The following is a 5085-nucleotide window of genomic DNA, read 5'->3' as shown; positions in this document are numbered from 1 at the left end:
GATAAGAACTAAAGGAATGATGTCCGGTGAATTTAAGTATTGTTTATGAAAATAATAACACTGCCGAAAAAATTGCCGAACTGGCAGCGGAAAATTGGGATAATGTCAGCAGCAGGAAAATAACTATCACTGATATTGAACATCTTATCATTGATATTCCCGCCCCCCAAGGGTATTCACGGCGGCTGGTAAACACCCCTAAAGCCATAAAAAATTGTTTAGTTGATGAAGATTTTTATACCATGATGACAGTAAATTCCATTCCCAATGGTCCGCGGGGTGAGGAGGGCATTATACGAAGTTATCAAGTTCTGGTCTGCGACCTCGAAGTATTGTCTATTAAACTGCAAAGTCATAACAAGGCCGCCGCCAAGCCCAAATATATAAAAGAAATAGAAAACACCAAGGTAGCGGAAATGGCTCGTCGTGTAATATCATTAACCGGTTTGGACTTGGGTATGGTTAATATAGATTTTACAGCCCGCCGCAGACTGAAGGTGGTAAATGTCGAACCTTCGCCTGAAGTACGCGATAAGGACCTCATAGAAATAATAAACCGGCTGAATTATATGTATGATCTGGATGAAACTATAAAAAACAGAGAGGTTAAGCTGGGAGCGGACCCGGAGTTCATGCTCAGCAATGTTAAAACCGGCAAGATGGTATCGGCCTCGCAGTTCTTCCCCCGAGACGGTATGATAGGCTGTGATAATATTCGGGTACCTAATCGCCAGCAGAGACCAGTGCTGAAGTAAGGCCATCTCCTTCTAATAATCCTTTGGTTTTAACCGAAAATATAAAGCTGGCTTTAGATAGGGCTTACCGCCTGGCGCCCTACCGCAACCTGAAATGGCTGGCAGGAAGTCAGCCATTTGCCGGTTACTCAATAGGAGGCCATATTCATTTCAGCAATATAAAACTGGACGCGGCACTCATGCGGGCTCTGGATAATTATGTGGCTGTTCCGGTATTCCTGCTGGAAGACCCTCGCACTGCAGTGAGGCGTCGGAAAAGGTACGGTTTATTAAGTGAATATCGTATAAAAAGTTATGGGGGTTTTGAATATCGAACTCCGGGAAGCTGGCTGGTAAGCCGCGAAATTACCGCAGCCGTACTATGTTTAGCCAAGATAGTAGTTACGAATTATCCATACCTCGATAAGAACTTTATTAATGATGCTATCGCGCAGCAGGCATTTTACCAGGGCAACCACGAATACTTTAAACCATTGTTTCCGGAAATATGGTCGGATGTACAAAAAACATCCATGTACGATGAATACAGCGAAGTGCTGAATGCTATTCCCCGTATGATTGCATCCGGGGAATATTGGGATGAAAAACATGACATACGAAAAGTCTGGAAAATTTCCAGCGGCGGTAAAAAAGATTATGTTGCTAATTTCCGCCCAGATAATGATGAAAGCCAGGATGCCAATTATGATAATCCTGGCTTTGAACACGTATCTGCTGAACCTTTGAACAATCGCAGCGATGCTCAGATTAGACGCCGCCCGGCCGCAAACAATAATATGGGCGATTATGATTACATTCCCCGAACCTCTGTGAATCGTTCGGTGCATGTTAACGCCGGCAGCAACAATAACGGCGGCAGTTCATTATCTATCGGCAATGTTTCAGTTTCTAGTCCTGCCAGGCGTACGCGTATTAACATGTAGCTATATCATTCCTAAATTGGACAACAAGGTATTAACCGCTTTAAGTTGGCGATCCACCCTTAAAGATAACGCAGGTTTGGAACAGGTTTCAAATATCATGCTTCTAACGCCCAGGTATTGACCTGTACTGCGAGCAAGGCTTCCTTTTATAGGCAGTCGTAACAGTTGGAATTTTTGATATGTAGAAGCAATGCCCTGATTCAGATTTTTGACTATTTTACTCGCCATGATGCTGGACTCCGAATATGGATAGTAGATAAGCGATTGTCCTACCGAATCTGTAGAACGATTAGTAGAATAATCGTAACCCTCATGAAGATCGATAAGCCAATCGACATCATAATCCTTGACTGTTATGTAAATAGACCTGGCAAGAACGTTTATGCCATTACTGGAACTTATAGCTGGAAAAGCGCGGTTCAGATCATATTCTCCGCTTATGTACCTGACATGACGTTCAATTGCTCTATTGTTAGCTCTAGGTATTACCAATAAGGTTCCAGACTTTATATTCGTATCTTTTATTTTATCAGCGGCAGTATACCCTGCGGTTTCATTGCCATGGACGCCTCCAACAACCATTACTACCGGTCCTGGGTTACCGCTTTTAATAATGTACATTGTAGTAGCATATGGGGTTCCTGCGGCCAATGTTTTAGTTGATACCTGGTTTGCTGCTTGTGCTGGGGTTATTAGCATATCGGCAATAAATACAGCCATCATGACAATAATGATCAGCAACGCAATGATACGGGCAATAGGTGTTTGTCTTTTTTCTTGCAGAATTAATCATCCTTTCCTAATAAATTTGCGGCTAACAATAAATACAACGAATCCTTTTTTCGACAAAATTTCTCACAATACCTGCCCGATGACGATGTTAGATTATGGTTGAGATGGGATTTACAATGACTGGTATTCGTAGGTGAAATTAATCAATTCCATATCGGAAGAGTAGTATTGAAAGGCGTTGCGAATGGCATCCAAAATATGGTCGAGTTCTGCTGGTTGGTTGCTTACAACAGAAAAACCAATATTTGCACGCTGCCAGAGATCATGAAAACCTGTTTCGGCAAGAGATATATTAAAACGCTTTTTCATTCTATTTATAATTCCCTGCGTAAGCTGGCGCTTATCTTTTAAAGAATTCGCGTATGGAAAGTGTAGCTCAGCATAACCATAGACTACATACATGAAAATATTCCTTTTCAAATAATTGTTTAGTTCTAATTATTAAATTCCCTAAAATTCGAGGTAAATCCTTTAATCCTTTACGGATTTTTGCAAGCTATAACACAGCCATTAATAATAAAATGATGCAATGTAATTTAATAACGCAATATTTTACAGAAAATAATAATTGCCGGTAGTTAACCGGCAGTTGAAGTAACAATGATATAAAATCATTTCTTTTTTGAGAGCTTTGAATCATTGCGCTCCCGGTCGGTAATATAATCAGTAGTTGCAGGATACGGTTTCAAGGGTAATTCAGGCATATCCTTAACATAATTTTTGTCCTTCATCAAGTTATCACCTCCATATTATACCATTATAAGGAAAATAAAATAGGCCCGCAAAGGAGCCTATTTTTTAGACCTGGTTTCTTTGTCACTATTATTAACAGGGTACTCAATAGTTTTAGGATAATCGATAATCTGGATATTAGGGTCTTGATTATTTTTCTTGCGATCATTTTTCATATATATAATACCTCTCCACTATACTGGAATTAGTATTTGAATATTTATCGTGGCATATACTGACCAGAATTTATCATTTCCCCGCCGAATTTTAATTCTTCCTATAATGAACATTATGTTAACTAAAGTGTTTTTTTTGTTTCCTGGCCGAAAAACTTATATTTTTTCTGGTATGGAACATTACGGTAAATATTCTCCGTTTTTAGTGGCCATTTTTTCTCCCTTTTATTTTGCCGCTTACAAATAGTATTAATCCCAAACGCTTTCTGTTCTATTAAATACTGACACAAGTGAATGCTTTAAAATCTCTGCCAAAACAAAATAAAAAGCCCCAGCCGGGGCATCAATATATAGCTATTTATTCAAACATAATTAAGATGTGCTGTAATACAATGAACTACTGACTTCAATTCTTGTTATAAAAAATTTTAGTTAAGAAATGAATGTGTCCTTACCTTCCAGTATGGCTTGCGAAGGTCTTTTTTTAGCATTTTTCCAACTACATTACGAGGAATGATGTCTATATAATCTACGCTCTTAGGTACCTTAAATCCGGCCAGGTATTGTCGGCAATGATTTATAATCTCTTCATCACTGACTTTATAACCTGGCTTTAGTACAACAATAGCCTTAACCTGTTCTCCCCATTTTTCATCCGGGACGCCAATTACACCTACATCAGCTATACCCTCCATTTGCAGGATAACATTTTCCACCTCAGCTGGATAGACATTAGTGCCGCCACTAACGATCATATCATTGGCACGGTCGACCAGATAGATATATCCGTCTTCATCCATACGAGCCATATCGCCTACAGTTCCCCACTGTTCATCCAGAAAAGATTCTTTTGTGCCCTGCTCATTATGCCAATAGCCGTTAAAGGTCTGTGGACTGCGGGCATAGAGAAGGCCAATCTCACCTCTCGGCAATTCATTGCCCATTTGATCCATAATCTTTAGGTCCATATCGAAGGTGCCTTTGCCGATACTGCCCTCTTTATGCAAGCCAAACCATTCCTCTACCGAAATGATGGTTACAAATCCTAACTCTGAACAGCCCAACATATTAAAGCAACGGGCGTTTTTGAAGCCGTCTTGCATCTTTTTAAATATATGCGAATGCATAGGCGCACCACAGGCAGTTGCGATTCGCACCGAAGAAAGATCATATTTACTCTGTATTTCTGGCGGCAGCGAAAATACCCAATCATACATTATCGGCACCATAAAAACAAAGGTGGTTTTAAATAAATCTATTAGCCGCAGGCTTTCCTCAGGTAGAAATGATGGTGCTATACACAGGGTCCCTCCGGCCATTAAAGTGGCATATAAATATCCGGCAGTTGCGGCTGCATACATGGGAGCAGTGACAAACAGCGAATCATTTCTGTTAATACCCAGTTCGGCAATAGTAGAAACACCCATGTTATAATTACAATAATTAGTCCGCACTGCTCCTTTTGGTTTCCCAGTCGTGCCGGAGGTGTAAAACAACAAATGGATATCTTCTGGATCAGGCTCTACTAGTAGTTCGTTGGTCCGTCCCTGCGTTATCATCTGTTCGTAAGTCAAAACCTTCTCGTCCTGGCTCTTCCCTACCAATATTATTTCTTTAACGGTTGGCAGTTGGTCCATCAGTGGATAAATTAAATTATATTGCTCCTCCAGAACAAAGATGATTTTGGCTTCACAGTTATTTATCTGG

General features: G+C 40.3%; 5 protein-coding genes. 2 read left to right on the top strand and 3 right to left on the bottom strand.

Features of this window, described 5'->3' with window-relative positions; genetic code table 11:
• Window positions 1-26: 26 nt before the first annotated feature.
• Together JCM14374_RS15415 and JCM14374_RS12645 are read left to right on the top strand one after the other, a co-directional pair.
• Entirely contained in the window at window positions 27-755 is a 729-nt protein-coding gene (locus tag JCM14374_RS15415; protein ID WP_054698106.1) for a putative amidoligase domain-containing protein, read from the top strand.
• A 23-nt stretch (window positions 756-778) separates the two neighbouring features.
• Window positions 779-1678, top strand: coding sequence for a putative amidoligase domain-containing protein (locus tag JCM14374_RS12645; RefSeq protein ID WP_054698103.1), 900 nt, complete (start codon window positions 779-781; stop codon window positions 1676-1678).
• Here the strand turns inward: JCM14374_RS12645 and JCM14374_RS12640 are convergent, their stop codons facing one another.
• From JCM14374_RS12640 to JCM14374_RS12625, 3 genes are all read right to left on the bottom strand, one after another.
• Complete coding sequence (locus JCM14374_RS12640) at window positions 1679-2419, bottom strand: M99 family carboxypeptidase catalytic domain-containing protein (protein WP_157049123.1); 741 nt, start codon at window positions 2417-2419, stop codon at window positions 1679-1681. It abuts the gene before it with no gap.
• Window positions 2420-2581: 162 nt separating this feature from the next.
• Entirely contained in the window at window positions 2582-2872 is a 291-nt protein-coding gene (locus JCM14374_RS12635) for a DUF503 domain-containing protein (RefSeq protein WP_054698098.1), read from the bottom strand.
• A 934-nt stretch (window positions 2873-3806) separates the two neighbouring features.
• Window positions 3807-5085, bottom strand: a 1279-nt coding sequence (locus tag JCM14374_RS12625) for a class I adenylate-forming enzyme family protein (protein ID WP_054698092.1), incomplete at its 5' end; no start/stop codon positions are given.

It is taken from the genome of Syntrophomonas palmitatica JCM 14374 (assembly GCF_001311885.1).
In the GTDB taxonomy this organism is placed as follows: Bacteria; Bacillota; Syntrophomonadia; order Syntrophomonadales; family Syntrophomonadaceae; genus Syntrophomonas_A; species Syntrophomonas_A palmitatica.
Note: the sequence above shows the minus strand (reverse complement) of the source record. Positions and strands in the feature narration are given on the sequence as shown.